We start from the raw sequence: 26417 nt of genomic DNA, 5'->3' as shown, positions 1-26417 counted from the left end.
GGTATTTACCGCGGCCTATCTTTTTACCCTTATAAAACCTGAACATGGGATAATATTTATCTCCTGGCCGCGGGTTATGGAATCAAGGAGTATATTAAGACCAAGGCTGTCGCTTGAAATATGGCCCGCGATAAGGATATTCAGTTTGTGCTTTTTAGCCTTCTTAAAATTGTCCTCGCTCATGTGCATAGAGATTATGGTCTTAACGCCGGCTTTAACAAGCTCCGGAAATATTTTTTTTGAGCCGCCTGTGCCGCCTGTCATCTCCACAATTACCTTTCCGCAGGGGTTTGACAGCTTGCCTAGTATAAGACGCGGCCCGGTGCCGGTTTTTATAGCGTATTTGTATTCAGGCTCTTCCGATATGAGATCAACAATAGCCTGGACGGTCTTTGGCTTGTTTTTAGAGATCAGGTTCTGGAGATACTCCGATACGCAGTTATCGGCAACGGTATGAGCGCACATAAAAGGAATGCCTAAAATCGCCGCTGTATCCACAGGGCGCATAATATTAGCGGAATGAGTCCGCCTGCTGACTTCTTCTATCCTTTCATCAAGTAACTTCTTAGCCTTTTTTCTGGATACACCCACATTCTCTAACAGGTCAAGCTGAACATCCATAACCTTATGCAATGCCGACAAAGCAAAACCTTCGGGATGATGAGAAAGTACCATATCTATAGCCTTGCCTTTGCTTTTAAGCATTTCGGCAAACAGTATCTCCTGGGATTCCATATCAATTCCCGCAAGGATATTTTTTATCTCCTGGCCGGGTTTGCCAAATAATATCCTGGTATCCGCGTAAGGGTTGGCAAGCCTTTCCATGTCAAAGTTATCCTTACCGGAAGGCCCCAGCGCGTCGTATTCTTTTTTAACGGACAATAAAAAATCCCTGACGCCTTTTTCGCCCCGCGGGTCACGCCTTATACCTTCAATAACGGCACTGTCATAAAAATCCTTTAACTTCAATTTTCCTCTCCTTATTATATTTTACCAACAGGTCTATTTGTGTATTTAGTCGTTTCTTTCGGCGAGATCAAATATCGCGGTACCCGAGGTCTCTTCAGGCAGCCAAAATGTAAGGGATACATACGCGCTTTCAACAGTTTTGACCAGGAACCTGCCTGTGAAGGATTTTTCTTCTATCGCATCTTTCAAATAATCGCTTGGAATAAGTCCTAAGGCCGCTACAATCATGCCCGACAATATTACTCCCCTGCCAAAACCTATCACTCCGCCGCCTAACCTTTCAAGCTGCGGTATAAACTGCACATTCATTATTTTTAACAATAACGCGAAACCGTATTTGAATATCAGCCTGATGAGCTGAACAATCACAATAAAACATAAAAATTGCGAAAGCCAGACAGGCAATTTAAAATTCATAACAAGGACGTCCGCCGTCCGGCTATACCACATTACCCCGCAGATAAGGCTTGCTAAGATGCCAAAAAAATTGAACAATTCCGCGGTAAGGCCAAGTTTGACCCCCATATACACAGCCCTCAAGGTCACAATCAGCACTATTATGTCAAGCCAATTAATACTTTTTAATATATCCATATAGTTTTATATAAAATATCAGTAAAATATATCACATAAAGTGTTAAAAGTCAAGGGCATTAGCTTTCCATATCAAGCCAAAATTAAAATGTCCGGTTTTTAACGCTATCAGTGGGTATATCAAGAAAAAATCCGGCATATTCCTTGTTTGCATAAGCGGCAATAAAAGCGTCAACTATCACGGGGTCAAAAAAGCTCCCGCTTTTTTCCTTAAGCTTTTCTATGGCCTGCTGTCTGGTAACAGGCTCGCCTTCCAGATAGGTTGAAGTCATAATGTCAAAGCCATTGCAAACCGCTATAATGCGGGACGCCATGGGTATAGCATTGCCTTTTAATCCGTCGGGATAGCCTGTGCCGTCAAAGTTTTCATGATGGTGCCGTATAACATCAAAGCTGTCTCCTATTTCTTTAATGGGCTTTAAGATATTTTGGCCTATAGTAACATGCTCTTTGAATTTTTCCTTTTCTTCGTCTGTCAGGGCCGAACGTTTTTTTAGTATCCTGTCCGGTATACCTATCTTGCCCACATCATGTAAAAGTGACGCGATATGAAGCGTCTCGTAAAAAGAATCATTAAAGTTAATATACGGCAAAAGTTTTTCAAGTTCCTTGGCCGTAGCCATCGCGTAATTGCTTAATCTGCGGGTATGGGCATAGGTATACCCGTCCTTGGAATCAATAGCAAAGCTAAATGCCGAGGCCGCGTCCAAAAACAACGCGTGCTCTTCTTTATATAAAGCGTCTAATTTATATATTCTTTCCGTAAGCTCTTCATACATGCGCGCGTTCTCAAAGGCAATAGCCGCATTATTGGCCAGGGTGGATAAAAGTGAAAAATCATCGCTCGTATAGATATTGCCCGATAGCTTAGGGCCAAGCACTATAAAACCGATCATCTGGCCTCTTAAAAAACTCGGAACGCATAATACGGCACCGGTCTTTTCCATGGTCACCCGGATATGGTCAAGAGTCTTTTTAAGAATAATCCTCTGCGGAAAAATCCTGTCGCCCTGGATCCAGCTTAAAACACTTTCATAACTTATAGGCTCTCTTTTTTCCATAAGCCATTTAACAAGAGGGTTGTCGGCATCCACTCTTTCCAGGGTCTGCTGGCCTTTAAAACCTCTGCGGACTTCCCTGATATATGAATTCAGCGTTTTATTGAAAATATAAGCCGAACTGCCGGTTATCCTTACTTCTTTTGATATAAACCTTACCATAAGGTTCAGGAGTTTTCTTGTATCGGTTATAAGCGTCATACCTTTGGCGACGTTTCTTAAAACCAGCATATAGTCGTATCCGCGCTGGTATAAAAACGCGTCGGTAAATCCGGCAAGAAATTTTTCTAACGGCCTTATAAAAACTGTCAAAATAAAAACCGCGGCCACAGGCAGTATCCATCTGTTCACATTAAAAGAAGCTGATAAATGTCTTTGCAGGATAAAAACAAACGCTACAAAACTGCCGACACTCGCTCCATAGAGAATTGAAAATATCAGCGTCCTTCTCCTTATGACCTCAACACCCATAAGGCGTACCACATACGTTGCTATAGCAACAAAGAGATTGGCAAGAGCGACAAAGTATAAGGCCATAGGCCCTATTATGGGAATAGATACACCGTAAACCGTAAAAAACATTAAACTGCCGCCGCTTAGGCCGCATATGCCGGCTATCGTGACATACTTCATTTGGCGTTTGCCTATATCGCTTAACCTGCCGATAGACCTGCCCATGAGATAATGCGCGTAAGCGGGGAACCCGGCAAAAAACAACATAAATACGGGATGAAGCACGCCGGGATCATTAAAATTCAGGCCCAGCTTGAACGATATACTTTTAACGATTAACGGTGAAAAACTCAACCCGGAAAAAATAACCGCCAGAATATAACCGGCAGACAGGACCCTTTTGATCTTTTCTGTCAACCCCATAAGTTTTATAATAAAATGAAAATAAAATATGGGCACAAAGGAAACCCCTATATAAGAGGCCCTGGCGAAAAACAGGGTATAGTCTTTATCATTAAACAAGCAGAACAATAAAGTGCACAATGAAAATTCCGCGATGGAAAGCATTAACAGGTAGTAACTTCTCACAACCTCGCCCCTTCTGCCTCTAAAATAGATCAGGCTTCCCAGCAGAAGGGTAATAAGAAGCGTAAACACGGAACCTGCTATATAATGCAGCTTGTAATAACACATATTTAACCTAAGGTTTTAAAAACACCACGGCCGCGGTTTGTTTCAAACTCCGCGGCTGACGGACTGTTATTCTATCTTACCCTGTTCAAATGCTTTTAAAAAAGCCGCTACCACATAAGGGTCAAACTGCGCCGACGCGTTTCTTTGTATTTCGTCTCTTGCCGTCAAAAACGGGAGGCCTTTCCTATAAGGCCTGTCGCTTGTCATGGCATCATAAGTGTCGGCAACGGAAATAATCCTTGCCATCAGAGGTATCTCATCCGACTTAAGCCCTTCGGGGTAGCCTTTGCCGTCATATCTTTCATGATGATATTTGATGCCTCCGATAAGGTTTCTTAGCCCGGCAATATGAGATACAATTTCCGCCCCCAATACGGGGTGTTTCTCTATCTCTTTTCTCTCTTCGGGCGTAAGCTGCGCCGGTTTATGCAATATATCATCGGGTACGCCTATCTTTCCTATATCATGCAAGACCCCTGTTATTTGCAGCCTATGCCTGAAGAAAGCATCTTTATCTATCTCATCCATAGCTCCCATAAAATCAAGTATCACCAGGCTTATATTTGTGACCCTTTGCGAATGGCCGTGGGTATAAGGATCTCTGGCATCTATTGCCGCGGCAAACGCCACGGATGAATGCATAAACAGCCTGTGCTCTCTCTTGTAAAGGTTCTCAAGCTCAAAAGCCCTTCTGTCTATCTCAAAATAGAGTTGTGAATTTTTGAGAGCAATGGCCGCTTCATTGGATAGAGCGCTGAATAAATCTATATCATCCTGGGAAAAAAAATCTCCGTTTTTTTTCTCTCCAAGTATAAGCACGCCTAAAAGCTCGTTTCTAAAAAAACAAGGCACGCTCAAGGCCGCGCGTTGATTAAGCATAGTGTCCCTTATCTGGGCCAGATCGGACTTAAGCACGCCGGGCATGTATTTCTGGTTAAAATTGTTTATCCATTTCTGAACATCATCAAGGCCAAGCGGTTTTTTCTTCTCGCAAAGCCATGTTATCAGAGCGTTTTCGGGCTTTAAGCTTGCCGGAGAGCTCCCCATATCCCCTCTTGAAGCCTTCAGAACGTACGAAGCGGATCCGCTTTCAAAGAGAAAAACAGCAGTATTAACAAGCTTGAGCTTAGCTGATATTATATGCACTATCAGGCTCAACAATTTCTTTGGGTCACGGATCTTAGACATGCCTTCAGCGGCGTCCTGAAGGGTCTTTTGATATTCATACTTTCTGCGAAATAATATCCTACCGGCAACATTGTATATAATTTTTTCAATTGGGCGGATAACAAACGTGACAAGTAAGAGTGATAATGCCGGGACGATCCAACGGTTATCGCCTATATAAGGCTTGAGGAATTGTTCGCCCGCTATAATCGCCAGCATAAACAGGCCTATTGAAAAACCGAATATACCCGCGAATATTGCCGTCTCGCGGATTATGATTTCAATGTCCAAAAATCTATGCTTAACAATAACATAAGCAGCCATAAGCGTAAAAAGTGGCAATAAAAAAATACCATTAATCATGACTGGCAAATCAAACATTGGTAAAAAAGTATCTGACCCCCCTATAAACGCTACGATAGAAGCAACTATTACATACTTGAACTGCATTTTTCGTAAAGCAGAAAAACTCTTATAATGTTTCATAATAAGAATAATTGAATATATAATAAAACCAGTTAAATACAATATATATAAAAAATACACAGATCCAGCAGTAGCATAATAATTAAAACTATATTTTGGAACAACATCAGAAATTAATAAACGTGTCCCATAATTAAACAAAATAAAACAAGTTGAAATAATATACATGGAAATAAGTAAACTTTTTTTATAGTCAACAATATGCAACAAAGAACAAATAAAATTAAAATAAAGTGGGGGGATTAAAAAAACTCCTATATGTAAAAATCTTACCCAAAAAAAAGCTTCGCAGCTGTTAGTCGAATTAACCATATTAGCTAATCCAAGACACCATATTGCGACAGCAAATGAAACACCTGAATATGTCCTATTCTGCAGGCATCTTCTGTCTTTTAATAGAACAAATGTGCCGATAATGATATTAATCAATGACGCTGTAATAGCTGATATTGCAAAATATGGCATAATTTTAAAATTGAGTTTTAACAAACCATTTAGATAAAGCAATTAGCGTTATTATTGGTGGCAGGCCTAACGCTTCTGGTAATACACTAGCATCACATACATATAACCCTTTCACCCCTGTTTGCAAATTACAATCAACAACTTCCCCAATAGCAGAAGTACCGCCAGGATGCGCGCCTCGCAATATAGTTGTATTAATCGTCCTTTTATCAATAGGCATATGGTTTAAAATATCCTTAGCAATTTCTACACCCTTACTAATTTTTTTTGAATCATCGGCAGTAACTATTTTTTGGATTCGCCCATCCGATGAAACCGATCCAATCATATCATCCTTAATCTTAACTTCTATGCCAACAACATTTTTATACTTCAATAAATAAAATGGCAAAAACTTATTAAAAATGATAAGAAATAAAATAATAGGATCCATAAATGGAGATATTATAAAACCATCATTTTTAAAAAATTCCATATCAACTAAAGACATACTTAAATCACGAAACATTCCATCTTTCAATGACACAGCATATGTTACATTGAACAAATCACAAAACAATTTCTTACCAGCAGATAAGCCAGACTTTTGTAGTATCACGGGTGAATTAAGCCCTCCTGCCGCAAGCACGATTTTATCAGCATAAATAGTTACCTGTTTTTTTCCCTGTTTAGCTAAAACACCAATGGCTTTATTATTTTTTATAATAACCTTTTCTACAACGGCGTGCTCAACAAGAGCACCTTTCCCAATAGCAAAATCAACATAATCAACAGCAGTCCATCTAGCATTATTTGGACACCCTAGCACGCATTTGCCACACAGAGAACACATCCCTTTTTTCATAAATTTCGGCATATAATCAATCTTATAACCCAAATTAATAGCTGCATCATAAAAATCTTTGGTACCTTTCTGGCCAATTAATTTTTTATCTACAGGCATTACCGATAATTCCTCTTCAGTCTCCGCAAGCTCGCGACGTAAATCTATACCAAACCGTAAAAATATATCTAGTGAACCTCTAACAGCATTTCCACAACTAAAAACTGTGCTACCACCAAGATTTTTTGTATAATGGAACATCACACCGCTCTTAGACCTAACGAGCAAAGGAGAACCTTCGTAGTACGCGCTGGCCCTAATCTCGTTGCCAAGATAACCTGCAAATTTACCTTTTTCAATTATAATAATTTTTCTACCGCGACCGGCCAGTTCCTTAGCAATAGTTGAGCCGGCTGCTCCAGAACCAACAATTATAACTTCAGCACTAGATTTAATCACGTCTTATTTTCCCTTTTTTAACCTAGCATTGATATGTGCCGAAGCAAAATTTCCAGTCGCAATTGCTGAAACAATAGAAATCTCTCCTGCAACTAAAGTAGCTGATATAATCTCAGCCAAACGATTAGTTTTTCCGTTACCAAAACAATCCATAATTTGCAAACATTCTTTTTGTGTGCCTAAATCGGTAGCACCACCTACAGTACCTATAGGTAATGACGATATGCGCCCAGAAATATACAAATCTCCATTATCTTCAATTTCAATAGTTCCAATGCCTAAGCAAGCATTAACAACACTGGCAATGTCTTGTCCGCAAGCTAAAAAAATAGCAGATAGACCATTAGCAAAATGAGCGTTCAAACCCATCAATCCAGATTGAATACCGCAGATAACACTTGTAATCCAAAAATCATAAAGTTCTTTTGCGGATGTCTGTAGATAACCTTCTATAATTTGTTTTGCTATAGTAGCTTCGACAACAACTGTTTTTCCATAACCTTCAATAAAATTCAAATATGACGGTTTCTTGTCGGCTGAATAATTTGAACGTAAATAATACTTTCTGACTTGTATATTTTTAGAAATATAGCGGCACAACTTATCCGCTGCTATAACAATCATATTCAACCCCATAGCATCCTGCGTTGAAAAATATAACGTTAATATAACCTTTCTTCCTAATATTACAGGTTTTATACGTAATAACTTGCCATGGGTAGTAACACTTTCCGCTTCTTTTTTAAGCAGTTCAAAATTCTCAATTGACCAATTATAGAAATTTTTTGCTTCTTTCAGATTCGAAAAGCAGAAAACTGGTGAAATGTGAATTTCATCTTTAATGATCTTTGTATTGACTCCACCTGATGCAGTAAGAACCTTCATACCTCTATCATAAGAACGTATTAGAGTTGATTGTGTAGTTGCAAATGGAACATAGAATTTACCATTAGCAAAATCTCCATTTATTTGTATCGGACCCGCTACTCCTAAAGGAACATTGCATACACCTATCATGTTTTCAATATAATTGCTAACATGTGATAAATCAAAATGTGTTTTTGTAATCTCTGATAAAACCATATTTGTATTTTTCTGTAGCTGGTCACGTCTTACTTGAATTTTTTTCAATTCAGAAAAATTACTCAACATATTATCATTACAACTTTTTTTATTATTATCTATTGCAGCGTTCATTGGTACCTCCAATATAAATTAAAAACAAAATACCAGGGCCTCACCCTGGCATCTTATGGTTGCCTCACATTGACTAATAATATTCTATACCCCTCAACCATTTAAAATCTTATCCAACGTTTCTACAAGACTATTAAAAGTATCTACTTTAAGTATATCTTCTTGAGCTATGGTGACTCCGAATTTTTCTTGGATTAAAAACATAGTCTCGGCTACAGCAAAAGAATCCATTCCAAGATCTTCCAACAATTTTGTTGTAAAATCAATCGCTTCTTTTTCTACATTTACTATATCTGCAATAATTTTTTTTAATTCTTCGGCTATTTCGCATTTTGAAAATTTCTTACTATTATCCATTAAAAATAGTGTCCTTTCTCTTATACTTTTGAAAAAAGCAGGCACGCGTTATTGTTGCCAAACCCAAATGAATTTGAAAGAGCAATGCTTACATCGTGCTTAAAATGTTTCTTCGTAACATGATTAAGCTTGCAATCCTCGTCGGGTGTTTCAAGATTCACCGTAGGGTGTATTTTACCAGACGATATCGTCAACGCGCACACGGCCGCTTCAATAGCCCCTGCCGCCCCTAAGGTATGGCCTATCATGGATTTGGTAGAACTTACCGGTATGCGCTGGGCATGTTCTCCAAAGATCTTGGCTATCGCTTTGGCTTCCGCCTTGTCATTGGCAATAGTAGCCGTGCCGTGGGCGTTTATATAATCAACGTCTTTTGGCATAACAAGCGACTCATTTAAGCATATTCTCATGGCCCTTGCTATATCGCTGGCATCAGGACGCGGCATAACAATATGATAGGCGCCTGACGTCATGGAATAACCTTTGATCTCGGCATATATATCGGCCTTTCGTGCGAGCGCATGGTCTAAAGATTCAAGTATCAGGACAGCGGCCCCTTCTCCCATGACAAAACCGTCTCTGTCTTTATCAAAAGGCCTTGAGGCGGATTCCGGGCTGTCATTTCTTCTGCTCATAACGCTTAATTTATCAAAACCTAAAAAATTATATCTCATCACAGGCGAATCCGCTCCTCCTGAAATCATAATCTTGGCTCTGCCCTGACGGATAATATCAAACGCCTGGCCTATGCTATGCGTGCCTGACGAACATGCTGTGCAAACAGTAAGATTCGGGCCCTGGGCATTATGAACAATGGCAATCTGGTTTGCCACAGAGTTAGGCATAATCTTAGGGATAGAAACAGGATTGACCGCGCCATTTCCGTCTTTTATGATATTAACAATCTGCGTTTCCGCGAACACCATGCCCCCCAGCCCTGTGCCTATGCAAACACCTGTGTATTTTGGGTCCGGATTGCTTAAACGGCTGTCTTCCATGGCCATAGAAGCGGCGGCAATGGCGAACTGCGCGAATTTATCGGAGCGCCTTGCGATTATTTTATCCATATATCGGGCAGGGTCAAAACTATCTATCGTGGAGGCTATCTTGCAGTTATATTCGCTGACATCAAAAGCGGTTATTTTTTTAACATTGGATTTTCCGGACAAGCAATTTTCCCAAAAAATATCCTTGCCTATGCCAATTGGGGTAACTAATCCGATTCCGGTAATTACAACCCTCTTATCATCCAAAGCCTATTCCCCTTTTTGCACCATCCCGTCGGCGATGTGTATCACCTTATCACCGTATTTGAGCTGGCGGTCATCGTGAGTAACAAGAAATACGGTAGCAGAACTTTCTTTGTTTATCTTTGCCAAAAGGTCAAGTATCACCCTCCCGTTATCAGCGTCAAGGCTGGCGGTAGGCTCATCGCAGAGAAGTATGGCGGGGCTGTTAATGAGGCTTCTGGCAACCGCTACCCTCTGTTTTTCGCCTTCTGAAAGATAGGCGGGCCTGTGCCTCATCCTTTCCTTCAATCCGACAAGTTCAAGCATGCTCTTTGCCTTTGCCAAAAGCTGGGATGAATACCCTTCCTTGGCAATAGCGGGCAAAAATACATTTTCAAGCGCCGTGAGTTCATCAAGGAGATAATATTTCTGAAAAATAAAGCCTATATTATTCAGCCTGAATTCCGCCCGCCGGATACGATTAAGCGAAACGGTGTCGTGGCCGTCCAGCACAATCGTGCCGCAGGTAGGCACATCTATAAGGCCTAACAAGTTTAAAAGCGTGGTTTTGCCGCTGCCCGAGGGGCCGAATAATATTGAAAACTCGCCGCTTTTTATCTCAAGATTAACGTCTTTTAACGCCTGGACAACGGTATTACCGAGATGATAGTCTTTCTTCAGATTCTTTATGCTTATTATAACCTTGTTTTTGGAATTGGGCCCTTTTTTAACCATTAATCGCCTCTTATTACTTTTATTATATTTTCTTTACCGCTTTTTACCGCGTAATAAACGCTGGCCATAAAAGACACAACTAAAAAAAGCGCGGTAGCATAAATATAGCTGTTTATCTCAAACATAGGATACAGATCTCCAAAAGGCATTATTATGGGATGCGCCTTAAGATACGTTTGCAGTAAATAATAAAGGGCCGTCCCCGTGACAACTCCTATCACAGCGAAAAGAACGCCTTCTATAATAAAGAACGTTAAAAATATCCTTCCCTTTATGCCTATGGCCCGGAGTATGCCTGTTGTCCTTCGTTTTTTTTGCGTATTATAGAAAACTATAAACGCGACTAATATAGCCGCGCAAATGATACTCACGCCAAAGGTTATAATGCTTATAAGGTTAAAGCCGTAGACAAGGTCGTCAGTTCCGTAGTCATCACGGTCTTTCCAGTGTTTTAACTCCACGTCAAGATTATAAGGCTTATACTGTTTGACCCCTGCTTCGTCAATTTTCATATCATCTTTGAGCCGTATGAACACGCTTGATGAACGGTTTTGAAGCGTAGTAACGTTTCTTAAAGTCTGCAAGGGTATGAAAATGCTGTTATTGGCTATATAATCTCTGAAATCGGCAACTCCTGTTATCTTCACGTACTTATCTTTATAGACCTCTTTATTGAATTTATCTATATTATATTCCTTGATAAATATACCTTTGGCGGAATCTCCAAGCGTTATTTCTTCAGTAACGGGTATTTTTAATTTGAAACGCCTTTTCAGTATCTTACCCAATATTATCTCTTCTGAATCAGGGCCTGAAAAATAACTGCCTTCAACGATATGTTTTTGTAAATCCATGACCTGCTCGCCGAATTCAAGCCCCCAGGCCATGGTAACTATCCTGGAACCCTTATATTCCAAAACACAAGGCATCTCAAGCACAGGGCTCATCTCGCCTATCGTAGTATTTAAGCCTATTGAAGACAGGACCCTCTGCGTGTCAAATATATAGGATTGCCCTCTCAAGGGCGTGGCATACATATTACCGCTAACCTTCGGTATAAGGCTTCCTATGCTCTTTTCAAAGCCATAGAGCATAAACCTTGAAAATAATACATTGGCAAATAAGAAACCCAGCGCCGCTGATACAAATACAAGCGAGCCAAGATTATTGAGCATGTCTTTGGCCGCGAGAAATATACTTAATTTTAAATTACGCAATGTCATGCGGTCTCCAGCGTTATAATGTTATATTTTATCATTATTAATAAATATGATAAAGAGTAATTGTTGTTTTTTTAAAAAAAGTTAATAAACCGCGCGAAATCTTAAAACTTAAAAAAGTTGATAATATTGGGCAGGCAACGATAAAATGGGAGTTATTATAATACGTTTACAGGGCGGAGGCCTTCCTATATAAACCTTTACGAATAATATAATCCTCCACAAGCCTTGGAACAAGGCCTGTGACAGGCTTGTTTTCTTGAAGCAGGCCGCGAACCATAGTTGATGACACATCCAATGTTTTAGCATCCAACATCTTAAACCCCGCCCCTTTTGCTTCAAGCCCGAATCCGCTCCTGCTAAGAATAATAAAATCACAAAGCGCGAATAGTTTTTTAGATTCCTTCCAGGATGTAACATTATTGATAATGTCAGCTCCGGCTAAAAAATATAGCCTGGTTTTTTTAGGCAATATTTTCCTGAAATGCCTGACTGTATCAACTGAATACGCTTTGCCTTTCTTGCCAAGCTCGTAACGAGAAATCTTGAATCCGCTTTTGCCGACGATGGCAAGTTTTATCATATGGAATCTCTTTGCGGAATCTATTATACCTGCAGAGGCCTTGTGGGGCGGGACACGCGCGGGAACGAAGATCACCTTATCCAGTTTCAGTATCTTTTTTGCCTGTTGGGCCAAAAGAATATGGCCTTTATGCACAGGGTTGAATGTGCCTCCGAATATTCCTACGCGCATTATCGGCTATTTCCTTATCTGGCCGTCGCCTATTATAATGTATTTATATATGGTCAGTTCCTGCAATGCCATCGGGCCGCGGGCGTGTATCCTATCAGTGCTGATACCGATCTCGGAGCCAAACCCGAACTGGAAGCCGTCCGTAAAACGCGTGGACGCGTTTGAATAAACGCAGGCGGAATCAACATGTTTCAGGAATTCAAGCGATACCGCGTAATTACTGGTGACAATCGCGTCAGAATGGCCGGAACCGTATTTGGCAATATGGGCCATGGCCTGCCGGGCGCTGTCAACTATTCTTACGGCAAGGACAAGCCCAAGATATTCTTTATACCAATCAGCTTCTGATGCCTTTTTTATGCGCGGGGAATATCCCATGGCCCTAAGGCATCCTCTGATCTCAACGCCTTGTTTGAGCAAGGCTTCAACAGCCCTGGGCATAAACTTGCCCGCTATGTCCTTATGAACAAGCATTGTCTCCATGGCATTACAAACACCAGGACGTTGGGTTTTAGCGTTTAAGCATATTTTAAGCGCTTTTTTTATATCAGCATCTTTATCAACATACACATGGCAGACACCTTTATAATGCTTGATAACGGGGATACGCGATATTTCGGCTATTGCTTTTATAAGGCCCTCTCCTCCCCGCGGAATTACAAGGTCAATATATTTATCTTGTTTAAGCAGTAATGGCACGGCCTTTCTGTCCGTAGATTCTATCAGACTGATACAGCCCGCGGGCAAACCTGCTTTTATAACAGCTTTCTTAAGCACCTCGCATATAGCCATGTTTGAACGGATAGATTCCTTGCCGCCTTTTAATATTACGGAATTACCGCTTTTAAGGCACAGGCTGGCGCAGTCCGAAGTTACATTAGGCCTTGACTCATATACAATAGCTATCACACCTATTGGGATTCTCATCTTCCCGATGATAAGCCTGCTGGGAGTTTTCCACATCCTGTCAATAGACCCGCAGGGGTCGGACAGCCTGGCAACCGCCCTTATAGATACCGCCATATCATTAAGCCGGCGGGCGTCTAACATAAGCCTGTCTATCATTGCCTTTGAGAGGCCTTCTCTTCTCGCGGCCGAAACATCTTTCCTGTTTTCCGACAGGATAAAATCACGCTCCTTGCCAAGGCCGTCCGCCATGCGCATAAGGGCTTTATTTTTATCGGCTGACGAGGCATTGGCAAGCTCTTTTGATGCTATTCTCGCGTTTTGGGTTTTTTCTATAATATCGCGGGCTGTATCCATATCATACTCTCTTAAGTTTTCAATGGGACAAAAACCGTGCCGCTAATCCTATTATTGGCAATGCCGATAAGCACATCCCTGGCCCTGCCATTAGCGATTACGGTTGTTATGCCTGAAGATACCGCTATATTCGCGGCCTGGATCTTACTTGCCATACCGCCCCTGCCCAGACAGCTGACAGAAGGCTGGGCCATTCTTTCAATTCTTTTATCTATCCTTTTAACAATACGTATCAGCTTATGACTGCCGGATTCATATAAACCATCCACATTGGTAAGCATTATAAGCGCGTAAGCTGATATTGCTTTTGCCACAAAAGCCGAAAGCCTGTCATTATCGCCAAATTTAATCTCCTCAACCGCTATCGTATCATTTTCATTTATGACAGGTACCGCGTTATAATCATCCAACAGGCTCATTATGGTCTTCTTCGCGTTTGAAATCCGCTTAACACTTGAAAAATCTTCACGCGTAAGGAGTATCTGCGCGGCGTGCTTTTTATGAAAACGAAAATTCTCCTCATAAAGCTTCATAAGCTTGCCCTGGCCAATGGCCGCGCAGGCCTGAAGCTTGTTTAAATCCTGGGGCCGCTTGTCAAGGCCAAGGGCCTCCATGCCGGCACCTATAGCCCCTGACGAAACTATTATTACCCGAAAACCCATATCTTTGAGAACGCATGTCTGACGGGCAAGCTCCCTAATAAAAGCGGAGTCAAGCTTGCCCGGCCTCGCGCGCCTGTTTAGTAACTGTCTTCCCAGGACAGCGGTTCCAACCTTTACGACAATAATATTTCTCTTCATATCGCGCCTTCGGTATATGCCTGTTTCGCCATGCCAATATCCGTTTCAAGGCTATCAGCAATCCGTAATTGTCTGATTATAACCTTTATCAGCCTATCAATGCCGGTTGATTCCTTTGCGGATATAGGAATAATATTTTTGCCAATGGACTTTTTGACAGAATTAAAATTATGCTTCGCCTGGCAGGTATCCATTTTATTCCCAACTATAATCTGGGTTTTTGAAGCAAGATTTTGGCTGTAAAGCCTGAGTTCTTTATTGATATTGTTATAATCAGCCACAACCTCTTCAGGGGCCGGCTTTGAAAAGTCAACCAGGTGCACAAAAAGTTTAGTCCTTTCGGCATGACGCAGAAATTTGTCCCCGAGCCCGCGGCCTTTATGAGAATCTTCTATAAGTCCCGGTATCTCCGCGATCTTGAAGGCCTTGCCGTCATCGTATCGGACAACACCAAGAACAGGGTTCTTTGTCGTAAAAGCAAAGGCCGCTATCTTAGGATGCGCGTTTGACATCTTTGACATAAGGGTTGATTTGCCTGCGTTTGGAAGGCCCACTATGCCGATATCCGCTATAAGCTTAAGCTCCAGGAAAAGTTTTTTTTCCTCGCCCTTTTCTCCGGGTATCGCATTTTTATGGCTCCTATTGCCCTTCCCGCCGCGGCCGCCTTTGGCAACAATTATCTCATCGCCTTTTTTCAGCATATCCCTTATAAGGCAGTTCTTTCCCGCGTCATAGACCAATGTGCCTTCAGGTACATCTATTACCAGCCTTGGGCCGTTTTTACCGTGTTGTTGCTGGGGGCCGCCCCGGAGGCCGTCTTTGGCCTGAAAAAGCTGACGGTACCTAAAATCAATAAGGGTGTGCACATTAGTGCTCACCCTTAATACAATATCCCCGCCGTCTCCGCCATCACCGCCGTCAGGAAAGCCCTTCATATTAAACTTATCCCGATAGAAAGTGTCTACACCGCGTCCGCCTGAACCGGCTTTGACCGTTATATTAGCAGTGTCTATAAACATAGCAAACCGCCTTAAGCGGCAGTAATGTCTACTTTCCTGCCTCTAAAACTCACCTTGCCGTCAATCTTGGCAAAAAGCGTGTCGTCCTTGCCAATACCTGTATTGAGCCCAGGCAGGAACCTTGTGCCGCGCTGGCGTACAATTATAGAGCCTGCGCTGACAAGCTGTCCGCCGTATCTCTTTATGCCAAGGCGTTGAGACGCGCTGTCTCTGCCGTTCCTTGAACTACCTTGCGATTTTGTATGTGCCATTGTTTCACCTCTTATACACCGGCTATGCCGTTTTGATCTCCTTGACCTTAACGCGAGTTAAAAGGTCTCTGTGGCCTACCTTTCTGTGGTAGCTTTTCCTTCTTTTGTATTTGTATGCTATCTTCTTTTCTCCCTTTATATCTCCGATAATATCACATACGACCTTGGCGCCTTTGATATAAGGAGAACCCACTTCAATATCATTGCCTGATATTACCATAAGTACCTTGTCAAGGATAACTTCTTTTTTATTCTGTGTACGCGGGATATCCAGAATATCGCCCGCGCTGACCTTCTCCTGGCCAGGGCCTATCTCTACTATCGCTAACATTACAATACTCCTCCGCTTTATTTTTTGTAAATCAGATTAGTGAGTATAACATATAATATTATAAATGGCAAGCAAAATTAACCCTTCGGCTATGCCCCCCGCGCTCTCCCTGGCCTGATACTGGAATGGTGTCAGGATGCCCATGGCCCGGTTTACACCGCACGTGAAAACAATGTATCGTTACCTGATATTTATTTCTTCAATATGCAAAGCTTCATCAGAGACTACCGATACGCGCCTTCTGAAAAGGCGTTTTAAGTTGTCTATGGCCGGCGCGTCCTGGTTTACAAGCCTGCGGGCAATATTCGGATGAACGCATATCTCTATGTCTTTTTTTCTGCTGTTGGTTTTGATAAAACTCTTCAATTTTCTAAGCACCAGCGTGGCCATCGCCTCATCGGATTTTACCATGCCCTTTCCCCGGCAATAAGGGCAATTTTCATAAGAGACGCTTTCTAAGCTTTTCCTGACTCTTTGACGCGTCATTTCAACAACGTTTAATTCCGAAAAGGATATAATATTAGTCCTTGCTTTGTCTTTTTTTAGCGCGTCCTGCAGTATAGAAAGGATCTCTTTGCGTTGGGCGGCTGACTCCATATCAATAAAATCTATTATAACAATACCTCCTATGTCCCTTAAGCGCAATTGGCGCGCAACTTCGTCGGCAGCCTCGCGGTTAACTTTAAATATGGTATCACCCAAATTTTTTTTACCTGTAAAGCGGCCGCTGTTTACATCTATGGCTATCATGCCTTCGGTCTGTTCAATCGTGATATAGCCGCCGCATTTTAAAAATATCTTCCTTTCAAAGAGCCTGTCAATTTCGGACTCAATATTGAATTTTTCAAAGAGCGGCAAATTGGCGTTATGAAAACCAACCCTGTTCCGGTATTTAGGGGCTATGCGCTGGGTAAAAGCCTTTAAGCGCTTAAACTCCTGCTTCTCATCAACTATCACTGATGCTGTATCCTTATTCAGAAAATCCCTTATCATCTTAAGGCCGATATCATACTCTTCAAACAAGAGCGCCGGGGCCTTCTGTTCTTTAAAGGCCTTGTTTATCTTATGATACGTATCAAGCAGATAATTAATGTCACGCAGGATATCTCTTTTGTCACAGCCTTCCGCCGCTGTCCTTGCCACAAGTCCTATGCCTTCGGGAAGTTTTATCTCATTAAGTATGGATTTTATCCTCAACCGTTCCTTGTCGTCTTTGATTCTGCGAGAGACGCCGTTACGGCCTAACGCGGGCATTAATACAAGATATCTGCCCGGCAGAGAAAGATGCGTCGTAAGCCTTGCCCCTTTCGTGCCCAATGATTCTTTTTCCGCCTGGACAATGACCTCCTGGCCCTTTTGAACTATATCGCTGATACGCGTGCTGTGCTTATGCCGATTGTTCTTTTTCTTTGGCATAGGCTCGGCATCGTCCTCATCAATATCCTGCGGTATGATATCATCAACATATAAAAACCCATTTTTCCCCAGGCCAAAATCCACAAACGCCGCGCCCATACCGTTTAATACGGATGTAACTATACCCTTATAAATATTACCCACTATCCGTTTTTCAGAAACGCGTTCAACGAAATACCATTCAAGCTTTTTATCCCTTAATATGGCTACACGCCTTTCCCCTGCCTCAATGTTTATCAATATATCCTGTTGCATATTCTTATCTTTCCCTTTCTAAAAAATAGTTTAAAAAATAAATACCGCCTATATAAAAAATTAAAAACATTCTGGAAAGAGCGCGGGAGGCGGCAAATCTCATCGCCAGCCCGGACACTTGATTCCGGAAATCAACTTAACCGTATGCCGTCAGGAAGCAGGCTGTTCATCCTGGCAATAAATACGTCCCTGTTAACACATTCCGCTAAGACAAACTCCGCCTCTTGATCGTGGGCTTCAATTCCAAGCTTCAGGGCGTTCTTTAGCCTGATAATGGGCCTTGGATTAAAACCTTTGGTAAGATACAGCTTAAACCCCGCCCTCCTTAAAGCCCTGTGGAATAACCTCATCAGGTCTAGATGGGAGATATAACGCATAAAAGCTGTTTTACTAAATAGCACAACTACGGTATTTTTTACTTCATCCATCACGGTAATTGTTCCACCTTATTTACAGACATTTTGATTTCTGTCCGCGATACTGTCTTTTCTCAAGAAGCGCAGTATATCGTTTGAGAGATAAAATGATACTTAAGCTTCAAAACTGGTGCGATATTCCAATGCTCTCTATTCAAGGCGCTGTTTTTATCTCTAAAATTCTTATTACGCCATCAGGGTATGCTGCCACGCTTGGATCGGGTAAAGCGCGGCGCTTAAAACTCAAAAAAGTCTCTAATGTTGTATATGGGCAGTTCGCCTACTATTTAATAATCTCACCTTGGCCTTTTTTAAGCCAATCGGACTGCTGCCTGGCCCTTAGCAGGCCTGTCTCATCAAGGACAAAAGACCTGCCGCCCGTAACCCTTGGCATGACAGGCCTTGCCTGGATAGTATAAGCATAAGCCGTAACATCGGCTAAACGAAAATTATATCCCTGTTTTGTCCCGCTACCAAGCGCGGTACCAATATAGGGTGGATTGGCTGTTGACAAAACGTTTAGATTAACGGCATTTGTATATAGCCGGGGTGTCTGCCCGGCGCGAAAACTCTCCATGGCTGAACGTATCAGCGCTAATGACGCTATGGCATTTTTTTCATTAATACTCTGCTTTGACTTCATAATACCCAAAAGAACTGCGGCTGACAACAGGGCCGCAATACCGGCAATTACCATAATTTTAACAAACCTAAAACCTTTTTTACCGGATACTGCCATGGCTTACCTCCCTAATACGGGCTAAGGTATTATCTACGCGGATTTTTATTTAAAGCATAACATAGAGAAATTCTTGTGTCAATATAAACAACAAGGTATAGAAATTTCAGCCCGTGTCAGCAGGAATTCAAGGCTTTGGAAAATAGCAGGCCCTCCTGCAGTGTTCAATGGGCACTGTCCGCGGCAGGCCAAAAGCGATATTTCGCCTGAACGTTCAGTGCCCGGTTACAATGTGAGACCACGGCAGTGCTTCATCATTATCTTTTCGCCCAAGATAGCGTTTCTTATCAATGCCGCATATCTCAAATGCCTTATCCCATATAGCGGGATTAAAGGTTTCAGACCACGCGTCAAACCGTGCCCCCTGTTCCCAGGCAGACCGGATAATCCGCCCAAGGCCCTTATCACCCCTTGAAAATACCGCTTCTAAAACGCTGGTATTAACATCGGAAAATTTAAGCTTAAGGCACTTTGTCTTTTTGGAAGCGGACAGAAGCATGGCCTGCTTTCTCAATAATTCAGACGGATCGGCCATCGCCTGCCTCTGGAAAAAGGTATGGGGTTTCGGTATAAACGATGAAACGCTTACCACGATATCAACAGGCCTTGGCGAGACTTCCCTTCTTAGAGAATCAATTGCCCTTGCAAAATCAATGATGCCCCGCACGTCTTCATCCGTCTCATCAGGAAGGCCGATCATGAAATAGAGCTTGACTCTGCGCCAGCCTCTGGAAAATGCCTGCTTCAAAACGGCAAAGAGCTTTTCTTTTTCTATATTCTTATTTATCTTTTTAAGCATCCTGTCGGTAGCCGCTTCCGGCGCGAAAGTAAGCCCGCTTTTTTTTACGGCGCTAACAAGAGACGGTATATTTAACGTGGATTCCTCTATCCTAAGGGATGGCAAAGAGATGCCCACGCCCAACGGCAAAAACATGCTTGTAAGTTCGGTTATAAGGCCTTCAATACCCGGATAGCTCGCGCTTGAAAGTGATAAAAGCGAGACTTCGTCAAGACCTGTATTCCTGTACGACTCTTTGGCAAGGTCGCGTATCTGGCCCTTGTCACGGAGCCTCACGGGCCCATAAACCGACCTCGCCTGGCAGAAATAACAATTATTGGGGCATCCTCTCATAATCTCAACCGTTATCCTGTCGTGAACAGGTTCTATGTAAGCGACTATTGGTTTTGTAGGAAAATCCGCTTTTTCCAATGTTCGCGTGACTCTCTTTACCACCTTGGCTGCGGGTGAACGGACAGCCGGAACATATACGCCTTCTATTTGTGACAAATGGCGCAGTATAAGGCTCTTATCGGAATTATATTTATCATAAGCATTCGCTATTTCAACCGCGGCGTCTTCACCGTCTCCGATAACAAAAATATCCACGAATTCAGACAGAGGTTCGGGATTTACGACACAAGAGCCCCCCGCAATTATAAGCGGGTAAGCGCCGTTTTTTCTTTGAGCGGATAAAAAAGGTATGCCGGACAGATCAAGCATGGTAAGCATATTAGTGTAAGATAATTCATATGAAAAAGAAAAACCCAGGATGTCAAAATACTTCAGAGGCATTTTATTCTCCAGCGAGAATAACGGGATACTGTTATCCCTCAAGACTTTTTCCATGTCAATCCAGGGAGTAAAACAACGTTCGCACAATATACTCTCTTGCCTGTTTAGAATATGATAAAGGATCTTTATACCGAGATTACTCATCCCTATTTCATACAAGTCAGGAAAACACAGGCAGAACCTCACCCTTGCCTTATCCCAATCCTTTGTTATGGAATTAATTTCACAACCTATATAACGGGCAGGCTTTCTGACGCTTAGCAATAATTCTTCCGGAATCCGGACCTCATTTATGTTTGCCATGTCAAAATTATGTTAATACCCTTTCCCTCTAATAAACATCTCCGCGTTAAAACATCTTATGCTTCATATTAATACTTACTGCCAGGCCAACCATAATCATGGTCGTAAGCAGATTTGAGCCGCCGTAGCTGATAAAAGGCAGAGGCAGGCCCACAACGGGCATAAGCCCTATGGTCATTGCTATATTAATAAATACCTGCATCCATATCAGGACAGCGATGCCCGATAAAAGCGTTTTAGCCCTGATATCGTTAGCGGCATCGGCAATAGAAAGAAACCTGCTTATTAAAAACAAAAAAAGGCTTAATAAGATCGCGGCCCCTAAAAAACCCCATTCTTCGCCTATAACTGAAAATATAAAATCCGTGTGCCTTTCAGGAAGAAAATTCAACTGGTTCTGGGTGCCTGACAGCCACCCCTTACCGAACAAGCCTCCTGAACCAACGGCTATGCGTGATTGTATAATAGTATAACCGGCCCCGAGAGGATCAATGTTCGGGTTCATGAATACAAGCAGACGCTTTTTTTGATAAAGCTTAAGCATACTCCACAAGACGGGCGAACCTGCGGCTGCCAGGAATACAATCATCATAAGGTGTTTTATTCTCACTCCGGCTACCAGCAGGATGGTAAAAAATACGGGCAAAAAGATAAGCGCGGTTCCCAGGTCAGGCTGTTTCATTATCAACCCCATAGGAAGCAGGCAAAGAATCACAGCGCCCAATATTGTCTTAGGGTCTGTAATGTTTTCATTATTGTCCGAAACGTATTTGGTCAGGGCAAGCAAAAAACTTATCTTGCAAAATTCGGAAGGCTGAAGGCTGAATACGCCCAGCCCTATCCATCTCCTGGCTCCGTAACGAACGTCTCCAAGAACAAAAACAGACACAAGCATTAAAAGGTTGGCGGCAAAAATAATATAACCAAAGTCAATACAGCGCTCGTAACCAAACTTCACGCATAATAACAAGGCAATAACGGCAATCCCCATCCACATCAACTGCTGTGTTGAATAATCCCTGACCGCGGCGCCTTCGGGTCCATATGAGGCGCTATACAATGCCAGGAAAGCGATAAAAAGTATCACGCCTATTATTAACAAGAAACTGTCCGCTTTTTTAAAAATATTATCCATTTTTCAAACCCTTTCAGGGGCCGATTATCCCGTTTTCTTTTATATATGTGGTTATAAGCCTGGCTATAGAGGCGGCGTCTTCTCCGCCTTTGCCTCCATGCTCAACACAAACAACCATGCTTACTATGGGCTCTTCCGACGGGCAATAACCGACAAACCACGCGTGGCAGGGCCTCAAAGGCCCGGACTGGGCTGTCCCGGTTTTACCCGAGACAGCCATTGCCTCTACCGCGGCATTCTGGCCTGTTCCTGTCCGGTCGTTTATGCATTTATAAAGCCCGCGCCTGATCATCTGCAAGGACTCCGGCTTAAATATAGTATTATGCTCTTTTCTGCGCGTAACCTTGATCCCGCCTATGCTGTCCACAATAAAAGGCTGGTGGTAAAAACCGTTATTGGCGACTATTGTTATGGCCTTCAACATCTGTATGGGTGTCACTTCAAGATAGCCCTGGCCTATAGAATAATTAATCGTGTCTCCTTCATACCATGGCGCCTTGACATGCAGGCGTTTCCATAAAGCATTCGGCAAAGTGCCTTTTGCTTCCTGCGGCAGGTCTATACCGGTCAGACTGCCGAGCCCAAAATATAAACCGTATTTATATATCTGTTCCACGCCAAGCGCTTTGCCAAGATTATAAAAAAATACATTGCAGGAATGTGACAAGGCCTCCACCACATTCTGGTATCCATGCCCTGCCTCTTTCCAGCAACGGAAACTGGTATTGCCGAGTTCAAAAATGCCGTCGCAAAAAAAACTTGTCTTTTCTTTTACAGCGCCCGTAACAATACCCGCGGCGGCTACAATTATCTTAAAAGTAGACCCCGGGGGATAACTGCCTGTTATCGCGCGGTTTAATAAGGGGTGCCCTTTGTCGTTTAAGACCCTGACCCTGTCATGGCTTTTCCCTGAAACAAAAATATTAGGGTCAAATTCCGGACTGCTGACAAGGCCTAATATAGCGCCTGTCTTTGCCTCCATAACAATACAGGCCCCTTTTTTTTCTTCAAAAACCGAATTCATAAATCTCTGCAAACCTAAATCCAGGCTTAAAACAATATCCTTGCCCTTTATGGGTTCCTTAAAACCTATTCTTGACACCTCTCTGGAACGCGAATCCACTTCTATCTGCATGCCGCCGTCATCGCCTTTCAGATACGCGTCATAATACTGCTCCACTCCGCTTTTACCTACAAGATCGCGGGTGGTATAACCGTAATCTTTAAGCCTTTTAAACTCCGTATCCCCTATCTTGCCGATATACCCGATCACATGAGAACCTATCTTGCCGTTAGGATACCATCTTTTGGGCACAGCCCATATAAAAGCGCCGGGCACATCAATAAGCCTTTCCTCTATCGCAAATGCCCTCTCCGGCGGAATATCGGTTATAATATCAGAAGGCACGAACGGCAGTTTATAATTCTTCTTATACCTTGCCTTTAATTCCGGGGCGGGTTTTCCGGTGATAACAGCGAGCCTGCCTATTACGTTATCCAGGTTGGGTATTTCCTGCGGGATAAGCACCAGGTTAAACGATATATCGTCCTTTGCCAGTATCAAGCCTTTTCTGTCACAGATAGAACCCCTTGACGCCTTAAGGGGTATTGTGCGCACGGAATTTTTCAGGCTCAACGACTTAAAGTGGCTATACCTTATTATCTGGAAATAAAAAAGCGCCGCTAATAAAGACGCGAACGATAAGAAAACAAAGATTTTTATCAGTCTGATTCTGTTATTTAACATCGGATTACTCCGCCGATATCTCCGACAGGGCCGTCAATAGGCCCTGGAGAGGTCAATTCGCAGGACCTTTGAGGCAACAACAAATACTACAGGCGATACAATACAGGTATACGCCGCCGCCTTCAAAATAGGCATAACCGGAAAACAAAGAACGCCTGAACGCCTATACGCTATGGCGTTTAGGATAAAAACACAGGTATCCATGAAAATATACGATACAAAACTTAAGCCTATCTGCACCAGGGGTTTTTGACTGTAAAACTTTTTTTTCTGGGTGTTTAAAACCAGCGCGAGAAGAATAAACGCGGCCACATGACTGCCGGCAATTAATGATGAGCTCATATCCTTAAATATGCCCGCTATTACGGCGCATTTTATAACATCACGGCCTTCAAGCAATAATGAGGCAAATATGATTAAAATAAGCAGGATATCAGGCTTCGCCCCGGAAAATATTATATAATCAAAAGACGACGCCTGTGCCAGCCCTGCCGCTATAATCATAAAAATCAGCGGCTTATATCCTATTCTATGCATAGGACCTCTTCAAGCCTGTTAAAATCCGTTGCCGGTTTTACAACAGCCGAAAGGCTTAAACCCCTGGGCTCTCTAACCACCTTCAATACCGTGCCTATCATAAGGCCCTTGGGATAGACATCACTGAAGCCTGATGTCAGGACTTCATCCCCTTCTTTTATATCAGCGTCAAGCGGTATATACCGCATTATGCACATGCCCGAATGCCCGCCGTAAATAATACCTATCTGCCGGGACCTTGATATAATACAACCGGCGCGAAAAACAGGGTCAACTATAAGGCTTACCCTGCTCATATTAGAAGAACTGTCTATGACCCGGCCGGCCAAACCGGCCTGTGATATCACCACCGTGTCCCTCTTAACACCGCTGGACGCGCCCTTGTCTATAACTATCGTCCTGGAAAGGTTGGAAGAATCGGCGGCGGTTACTGCGGCGGGGACAAGTTTAAATCCGGTTTTCTGCTTAAACTCCAGCATGGACCTAAGCCGCGCGTTTTCAGCCTCTGTATCCCTGTAAAAACTCAACCGGGATGTCAGCTTGGAGACGGCATCATAAAGCGAAGCATTCTCTCTGATAATATCGCGGGATTTAACGATAAACCTGGCCTCTTTAATGAGGCTTCTGGTAAGATTAAGGGGCAGGCTTGAAATTTTCAGAAATAGAAATTTAGGCCTGTCCGTGTATAAGGGCGGGGATAAATAGATTACCGTCAAGTATAAACCGATAATCAAAAAGATTAGGGGTGTTTTTATTTTCACTCAATGTTTTTGTCTGCTAAGTGCGGTATTCGGGTTTTTGAGAAACAACAACACGTTTAAGATATTTTAATTCATTCAAAACATTACCGGTACCAAGCGCTACTGCCGTCAAAGGGTCTTCAGCTATATGGACAGGCAGTCCTGTCTCATCGCCGATCATCTTATCAAGGCCTTTCAGTAAAGCTCCGCCTCCGGCAAGCATTATACCCCGTTCTATAAGGTCCGCTGAAAGTTCCGGAGGAGTTCTCTCAAGGGCTATTCTGGCGGATTCAACTATCTGGTGTATCGGTTCTGAAAGCGCTTCCCGTATCTCTTCGGAAGTAACCGTTATCATTTTCGGAAGGCCTGCTATAAGATCGCGGCCTTTGACATCCATTTTCAATTCTTCGTCAATAGGATAAGCCGAACCTATCTTTATCTTGATGTCTTCCGCGGTCCTTTCACCGATCATCAAATTATAGGTCTTCTTAAGATATTCTATAATAGCCTGGTCCATCTCATCGCCGCCTATCCTTATAGACCTGGAAAACACTATACCGGCAAGAGATACAACGGCGATCTCTGTCGTTCCGCCGCCAATATCAATTATCATGTTTCCGCCCGGTTCGGCAATAGGCATGCCTACGCCTATGGCCGCGGCCATAGGCTCTTCAACCATATACACTTCTCTTGCTCCGGCGCGTTCTGCCGAATCCCTCACCGCCCTCTTTTCCACCTCGGTTATGCCAGACGGTATACCTATAACTATACGGGGCCTTACAAAGACACGCCTATTATGGACCCTCTTAATGAAATAACGTATCATTGACTCGGTCATTTCAAAATCCGCGATAACACCGTCTTTCATCGGCCGAACAGCCACTATATTGCCCGGTGTTCTTCCAAGCATGCGTTTGGCTTCTGCCCCGACAGCCAATACCCTGGATGTCCCTTTCTGTATTGCCACAACAGAAGGCTCGCAGAGAACTATACCCTGGCCTTTGACATATACCAATGTATTGGCGGTCCCAAGGTCTATGCCTATATCATTGGAAAACATGCCTAAAAAACGGTCAAACAATTTTATCAGTAGATCCAAAACCCTTTTAACTCCGCTGGAATGCGAACTGACCATGTTATTCTCCTTAACCGTCTTTAATAACAGACCGGTACTCTCCTTGCCTGCCGCAAACAGATATCTGCCGGGCCAATTATAAGAGTGAAAAAATTATA

25 protein-coding genes are annotated in these 26417 nt (G+C 42.8%); all 25 read right to left on the bottom strand.

Features of this window, described 5'->3' with window-relative positions:
• Nucleotides 1-15: 15 nt before the first annotated feature.
• Nucleotides 16-969, bottom strand: coding sequence for an NGG1p interacting factor NIF3 (locus tag PHV77_01745; GenBank protein MDD5504018.1), 954 nt, complete (start codon nucleotides 967-969; stop codon nucleotides 16-18).
• Nucleotides 970-1014: 45 nt separating this feature from the next.
• A complete protein-coding gene (locus PHV77_01740) occupies nucleotides 1015-1563 on the bottom strand; it encodes a CvpA family protein (GenBank protein MDD5504017.1) in 549 nt (182 codons plus the stop codon).
• An 83-nt stretch (nucleotides 1564-1646) separates the two neighbouring features.
• A complete protein-coding gene (locus PHV77_01735) occupies nucleotides 1647-3767 on the bottom strand; it encodes an HD domain-containing protein (GenBank protein ID MDD5504016.1) in 2121 nt (706 codons plus the stop codon).
• Between the two features lie 66 nt (nucleotides 3768-3833).
• Nucleotides 3834-5885, bottom strand: coding sequence for an HD domain-containing protein (locus PHV77_01730; GenBank protein MDD5504015.1), 2052 nt, complete (start codon nucleotides 5883-5885; stop codon nucleotides 3834-3836).
• 4 nt (nucleotides 5886-5889) lie between these two features.
• Nucleotides 5890-7167 carry an FAD-dependent oxidoreductase gene (locus PHV77_01725; GenBank protein ID MDD5504014.1) on the bottom strand — a complete coding sequence of 426 codons (1278 nt, stop codon included), beginning with the start codon at nucleotides 7165-7167 and terminating at the stop codon, nucleotides 5890-5892.
• Nucleotides 7168-7170: 3 nt separating this feature from the next.
• On the bottom strand, nucleotides 7171-8364 hold the full coding sequence (locus PHV77_01720) for a hydroxymethylglutaryl-CoA reductase (GenBank protein ID MDD5504013.1): 1194 nt from the start codon (nucleotides 8362-8364) through the stop codon (nucleotides 7171-7173).
• A 93-nt stretch (nucleotides 8365-8457) separates the two neighbouring features.
• Nucleotides 8458-8721: a phosphopantetheine-binding protein gene (locus tag PHV77_01715; protein ID MDD5504012.1), complete on the bottom strand. Its 264-nt coding sequence runs from the start codon at nucleotides 8719-8721 to the stop codon at nucleotides 8458-8460.
• A gap of 20 nt (nucleotides 8722-8741) precedes the next feature.
• The gene (gene fabF / locus PHV77_01710; GenBank protein ID MDD5504011.1) at nucleotides 8742-9974 is read right to left on the bottom strand and encodes a beta-ketoacyl-ACP synthase II; all 1233 of its coding nucleotides are present in this window, start codon (nucleotides 9972-9974) and stop codon (nucleotides 8742-8744) included.
• Between the two features lie 3 nt (nucleotides 9975-9977).
• On the bottom strand, nucleotides 9978-10685 hold the full coding sequence (locus tag PHV77_01705; protein ID MDD5504010.1) for an ABC transporter ATP-binding protein: 708 nt from the start codon (nucleotides 10683-10685) through the stop codon (nucleotides 9978-9980).
• Nucleotides 10685-11908 carry a hypothetical protein gene (locus PHV77_01700; GenBank protein ID MDD5504009.1) on the bottom strand — a complete coding sequence of 408 codons (1224 nt, stop codon included), beginning with the start codon at nucleotides 11906-11908 and terminating at the stop codon, nucleotides 10685-10687. The genes PHV77_01705 and PHV77_01700 overlap by 1 nt, the downstream gene beginning before the upstream one ends.
• Nucleotides 11909-12074: 166 nt before the next feature.
• Nucleotides 12075-12659, bottom strand: coding sequence for a nicotinate-nucleotide adenylyltransferase (gene nadD, locus PHV77_01695; protein ID MDD5504008.1), 585 nt, complete (start codon nucleotides 12657-12659; stop codon nucleotides 12075-12077).
• Between the two features lie 6 nt (nucleotides 12660-12665).
• Nucleotides 12666-13922, bottom strand: a complete 1257-nt coding sequence (locus PHV77_01690) for a glutamate-5-semialdehyde dehydrogenase (protein ID MDD5504007.1) — start codon at nucleotides 13920-13922, stop codon at nucleotides 12666-12668.
• Between the two features lie 11 nt (nucleotides 13923-13933).
• Nucleotides 13934-14722 carry a glutamate 5-kinase gene (gene proB, locus PHV77_01685; GenBank protein MDD5504006.1) on the bottom strand — a complete coding sequence of 263 codons (789 nt, stop codon included), beginning with the start codon at nucleotides 14720-14722 and terminating at the stop codon, nucleotides 13934-13936.
• Nucleotides 14719-15741 carry a GTPase ObgE gene (obgE, locus tag PHV77_01680; GenBank protein MDD5504005.1) on the bottom strand — a complete coding sequence of 341 codons (1023 nt, stop codon included), beginning with the start codon at nucleotides 15739-15741 and terminating at the stop codon, nucleotides 14719-14721. Before obgE ends, proB begins: the two co-directional genes overlap by 4 nt.
• 11 nt (nucleotides 15742-15752) lie before the next feature.
• The gene (gene rpmA, locus PHV77_01675) at nucleotides 15753-15992 is read right to left on the bottom strand and encodes a 50S ribosomal protein L27 (protein MDD5504004.1); all 240 of its coding nucleotides are present in this window, start codon (nucleotides 15990-15992) and stop codon (nucleotides 15753-15755) included.
• Nucleotides 15993-16014: 22 nt separating this feature from the next.
• A complete protein-coding gene (gene rplU, locus PHV77_01670) occupies nucleotides 16015-16323 on the bottom strand; it encodes a 50S ribosomal protein L21 (protein MDD5504003.1) in 309 nt (102 codons plus the stop codon).
• 180 nt (nucleotides 16324-16503) lie between these two features.
• Nucleotides 16504-17994, bottom strand: coding sequence for an Rne/Rng family ribonuclease (locus tag PHV77_01665; GenBank protein MDD5504002.1), 1491 nt, complete (start codon nucleotides 17992-17994; stop codon nucleotides 16504-16506).
• 131 nt (nucleotides 17995-18125) lie between these two features.
• Nucleotides 18126-18422, bottom strand: coding sequence for a TIGR03936 family radical SAM-associated protein (locus tag PHV77_01660; GenBank protein MDD5504001.1), 297 nt, complete (start codon nucleotides 18420-18422; stop codon nucleotides 18126-18128).
• 271 nt (nucleotides 18423-18693) lie between these two features.
• Nucleotides 18694-19149 carry a hypothetical protein gene (locus PHV77_01655; GenBank protein MDD5504000.1) on the bottom strand — a complete coding sequence of 152 codons (456 nt, stop codon included), beginning with the start codon at nucleotides 19147-19149 and terminating at the stop codon, nucleotides 18694-18696.
• 214 nt (nucleotides 19150-19363) lie between these two features.
• A complete protein-coding gene (locus PHV77_01650; protein MDD5503999.1) occupies nucleotides 19364-21025 on the bottom strand; it encodes a TIGR03960 family B12-binding radical SAM protein in 1662 nt (553 codons plus the stop codon).
• A gap of 46 nt (nucleotides 21026-21071) precedes the next feature.
• Nucleotides 21072-22160 carry a rod shape-determining protein RodA gene (gene rodA / locus PHV77_01645; GenBank protein MDD5503998.1) on the bottom strand — a complete coding sequence of 363 codons (1089 nt, stop codon included), beginning with the start codon at nucleotides 22158-22160 and terminating at the stop codon, nucleotides 21072-21074.
• A 13-nt stretch (nucleotides 22161-22173) separates the two neighbouring features.
• A complete protein-coding gene (gene mrdA / locus PHV77_01640; protein ID MDD5503997.1) occupies nucleotides 22174-23907 on the bottom strand; it encodes a penicillin-binding protein 2 in 1734 nt (577 codons plus the stop codon).
• A 33-nt stretch (nucleotides 23908-23940) separates the two neighbouring features.
• Nucleotides 23941-24444: a rod shape-determining protein MreD gene (gene mreD, locus PHV77_01635; GenBank protein ID MDD5503996.1), complete on the bottom strand. Its 504-nt coding sequence runs from the start codon at nucleotides 24442-24444 to the stop codon at nucleotides 23941-23943.
• Complete coding sequence (mreC, locus tag PHV77_01630; GenBank protein ID MDD5503995.1) at nucleotides 24432-25205, bottom strand: rod shape-determining protein MreC; 774 nt, start codon at nucleotides 25203-25205, stop codon at nucleotides 24432-24434. Before mreC ends, mreD begins: the two co-directional genes overlap by 13 nt.
• 16 nt (nucleotides 25206-25221) lie before the next feature.
• On the bottom strand, nucleotides 25222-26244 hold the full coding sequence (locus PHV77_01625; protein ID MDD5503994.1) for a rod shape-determining protein: 1023 nt from the start codon (nucleotides 26242-26244) through the stop codon (nucleotides 25222-25224).
• Between the last annotated feature and the right edge of the window lie 173 nt (nucleotides 26245-26417).

This window comes from Candidatus Omnitrophota bacterium (assembly GCA_028716165.1).
Classification (GTDB): Bacteria; Omnitrophota; Gorgyraeia; order JABMRG01; family JABMRG01; genus JAQUQI01.
Note: the sequence above shows the minus strand (reverse complement) of the source record. Positions and strands in the feature narration are given on the sequence as shown.

Coding starts and splice junctions, on each gene's coding strand:
- PHV77_01665 (MDD5504002.1), bottom strand. CDS start 17,994: ATGCAACAGGATATATTGATAAACATTGAGGCAGGGGAAAGGCGTGTA.
- rplU (MDD5504003.1), bottom strand. CDS start 16,323: ATGTTAGCGATAGTAGAGATAGGCCCTGGCCAGGAGAAGGTCAGCGCG.
- rpmA (MDD5504004.1), bottom strand. CDS start 15,992: ATGGCACATACAAAATCGCAAGGTAGTTCAAGGAACGGCAGAGACAGC.
- PHV77_01715 (MDD5504012.1), bottom strand. CDS start 8,721: ATGGATAATAGTAAGAAATTTTCAAAATGCGAAATAGCCGAAGAATTA.
- PHV77_01735 (MDD5504016.1), bottom strand. CDS start 3,767: ATGTGTTATTACAAGCTGCATTATATAGCAGGTTCCGTGTTTACGCTT.
- obgE (MDD5504005.1), bottom strand. CDS start 15,741: ATGTTTATAGACACTGCTAATATAACGGTCAAAGCCGGTTCAGGCGGA.
- PHV77_01655 (MDD5504000.1), bottom strand. CDS start 19,149: ATGGCAGTATCCGGTAAAAAAGGTTTTAGGTTTGTTAAAATTATGGTA.
- proB (MDD5504006.1), bottom strand. CDS start 14,722: ATGAAGAGAAATATTATTGTCGTAAAGGTTGGAACCGCTGTCCTGGGA.
- PHV77_01730 (MDD5504015.1), bottom strand. CDS start 5,885: ATGCCATATTTTGCAATATCAGCTATTACAGCGTCATTGATTAATATC.
- PHV77_01720 (MDD5504013.1), bottom strand. CDS start 8,364: ATGAACGCTGCAATAGATAATAATAAAAAAAGTTGTAATGATAATATG.
- PHV77_01740 (MDD5504017.1), bottom strand. CDS start 1,563: ATGGATATATTAAAAAGTATTAATTGGCTTGACATAATAGTGCTGATT.
- nadD (MDD5504008.1), bottom strand. CDS start 12,659: ATGCGCGTAGGAATATTCGGAGGCACATTCAACCCTGTGCATAAAGGC.
- PHV77_01650 (MDD5503999.1), bottom strand. CDS start 21,025: ATGGCAAACATAAATGAGGTCCGGATTCCGGAAGAATTATTGCTAAGC.
- PHV77_01700 (MDD5504009.1), bottom strand. CDS start 11,908: ATGACATTGCGTAATTTAAAATTAAGTATATTTCTCGCGGCCAAAGAC.
- mrdA (MDD5503997.1), bottom strand. CDS start 23,907: ATGTTAAATAACAGAATCAGACTGATAAAAATCTTTGTTTTCTTATCG.
- PHV77_01625 (MDD5503994.1), bottom strand. CDS start 26,244: ATGTTTTCCAATGATATAGGCATAGACCTTGGGACCGCCAATACATTG.
- PHV77_01705 (MDD5504010.1), bottom strand. CDS start 10,685: ATGGTTAAAAAAGGGCCCAATTCCAAAAACAAGGTTATAATAAGCATA.
- rodA (MDD5503998.1), bottom strand. CDS start 22,160: ATGGATAATATTTTTAAAAAAGCGGACAGTTTCTTGTTAATAATAGGC.
- mreD (MDD5503996.1), bottom strand. CDS start 24,444: ATGCATAGAATAGGATATAAGCCGCTGATTTTTATGATTATAGCGGCA.
- PHV77_01690 (MDD5504007.1), bottom strand. CDS start 13,922: ATGGATACAGCCCGCGATATTATAGAAAAAACCCAAAACGCGAGAATA.
- PHV77_01660 (MDD5504001.1), bottom strand. CDS start 18,422: ATGGATGAAGTAAAAAATACCGTAGTTGTGCTATTTAGTAAAACAGCT.